This is a genomic window from Hymenobacter agri (assembly GCF_054778495.1).
On the sequence record NZ_BAAGZM010000633.1, the window covers coordinates 1 to 2390 of the forward strand.

2 protein-coding genes are annotated in these 2390 nt (G+C 62.9%); both read left to right on the forward strand.

Annotated features, from left to right (window positions below):
• The coding region (locus ACYVDE_RS20400; RefSeq protein ID WP_460503375.1) for an aromatic amino acid lyase at positions 1-762 on the forward strand (762 nt) is incomplete at its 5' end.
• A 146-nt stretch (positions 763-908) separates the two neighbouring features.
• Positions 909-2390: hypothetical protein (locus ACYVDE_RS20405; RefSeq protein ID WP_460503376.1), on the forward strand; the 1482-nt coding region annotated here is incomplete at its 3' end.

Here is a 2390-nt window from a genome sequence, read left to right on the forward strand (position 1 = left end):
CACGCCGGGCAGGTGCTGGTGGCTCGCCGCCTGCGCGGGCTGCTGGCCGATTCGGAGCTGCAAACCCTGCCCCGCCACGCCGTGCAGGACCCCTACTCCTTCCGCTGCCAGCCGCAGGTGCACGGCGCCTCGCGCGATGCGATGGCCTACGTGACCCAGGTGGTCGAAACTGAGTGCAATTCCGTCACAGACAACCCCAACATCTTCCCCGACGAAGACTTGATACTGAGCGGTGGCAACTTTCACGGCCAGCCCCTGGCCCTGGCCCTCGACCACCTGGCCCTGGCCGTGGCCGAGCTGGGCAGCATCTCGGAGCGCCGCACCTACCAGCTTATTTCGGGCCAGCGTGGCCTGCCCACCTACCTCGTGGCCGAGCCCGGCCTGAATTCGGGCCTGATGATTCCGCAGTACACCGCCGCCGGCATCGTAAGCCAGAACAAGCAGCTCTGCACGCCCGCCTCGGCCGACAGCATCGTGAGCAGCAACGGCCAGGAAGACCACGTGAGCATGGGTGCCAACGCCGCCACCAAAAGCCGCCGCGTGCTCGACAACGTAGAGCAGCTCCTCGGTATAGAGCTGCTCACGGCCTGCCAATCGCTGGAATTCCGCCGCCCCGGCCGCAGCTCCGAGGCACTGGAAGCGGTGTTTGCCGCATTTCGTAAGGAAGTGGAATTCGTAGGCCACGACCGGGTGCTCTACCCCGACCTGCACAAGGCCGCCGCCTTCGTGCGTAAGTTTGACTGGACGGGCGTGCTGTCGTAGCGCACGGCGGTGCGAACTTTTGGGTCGCAACCCCGGCCAAAACCCAGCTGGTTTTGCCGGCGCGGCACCCGAACTAAAAGTTCGCGCTACTACCTGCCGGGCGCTATTTTAGCTATCGGCGCGTTACTGCGCTGCAACTGCTGCTTATGAAACTTTTGACTCGCTGCTTTTTTCTGGTGCTTTGGGTGTACGGAAGTATGGGCTTGGCACATGCCCAGTCCTGCGTTTCGCCCAACCCACCAACCTGCACCTTCGAAGCCATCGACGACAACGGCATTTCGATGACGAACCTATGCGTGGGCAAGCGGGTAAAATTTCAGCCCTGTGCCAGCCGGGATGCGCGTATCTACAACAACAATATTTACTACGGCGTGCTGCCAGGGGTAGCTACCACCTTCATCAACTCAACGCCACTGGCTTGCACTCCCAACAACATTTACCCATATTTCTACACGCCAACGGTGGCCGATGTAGGGATGGTAACCGTTTCGGAGCTTACCAATGAAAATGGCCGGGCATTCTATTACATCCGCACCTTTCGAGTCTACGATACTACGCCGCCACTTTTCAATATCGCGCCCTGCCCCACGGGTTCGGCGCTGGTTACGGTAACGGACACAAAATTCAACTCCTACGTTGTGCAGGCTGGTGGCGGGCCCAGCCAAGCTATTTCCCGTAATCAGCCAACCGTTGTTGCCGTACCAGCCGGCGCTACTACCGTCACCGTCACCGGCCGCTACAACATTCCCGAAGCCTGCGAGGGCGTGAATACCCAACCCCTGCGCACAGCCGCTGCGCCGGTTAAACCTGGCTTCAGCAGCCTCACGCTGTCCGGGGCTCTGCCCAGCGGCTTAGCTACTTTGGCAGTTAATAATTTACCTGCCGACTACCAGTATACTCTGCAAATTGCCGATGCCAGCGCGGCCAGCGGTTTTCGCGATGTGCAGCCGGTAGCCCCAGGCAGTTCCAACATCGGCCCGCTCAATCTTAGCAAGGGCTGCTACCGCATTGCCCGCACCGACCTGTGCGGCGGCAGCCCCGACGCCTCGCCCCTGATTTGCACGCTCAGCCTGAGCGTAGCATCTGCCCGCAACCGCAACCAGCTGCTGCTCGACGATGCCGGCTCCGGCAATACCTACACCGTCACGCGCAACGGCCAGCCCGTTACCCTCATGCCCATTGCGGGCGGGCTCGAAGATGCCGACGTGCAGTGCGGCAGCGACTACACCTACGTGGTAACGGCCCGGCAGCCGGGCGGCGGCGTGGCCGTATCCAACTCAGCCAAAATTACCACTGTGTCGGCCCTGCCCCCGCAGCAGCCCAAGCTGGTCGCCAGCTTCAACCTACGCAATGTGGTGGAGCTCACGCCGCTGCTCTCCCCGCCCGCCTTGCCCGCCGGCAGCACCCTGCGCTACTTCCGCACCACGGGTACTGTTACCGCCGATTTTGGCACCGCCACTACCCTGCGTGCCCCGCGCGACTCGGCCAGTCTCAACGACCTGCGCGCCGACCTGCCCTGCTACACCGTGCGCCTGCTCGACGTATGCAAAAATGCCTCACCCCTGAGCGCGCCTGCCTGCCCCAGCCTGCTCACGGCCACCGCCGCCGGTCCCGATGGCGCAGCCGCC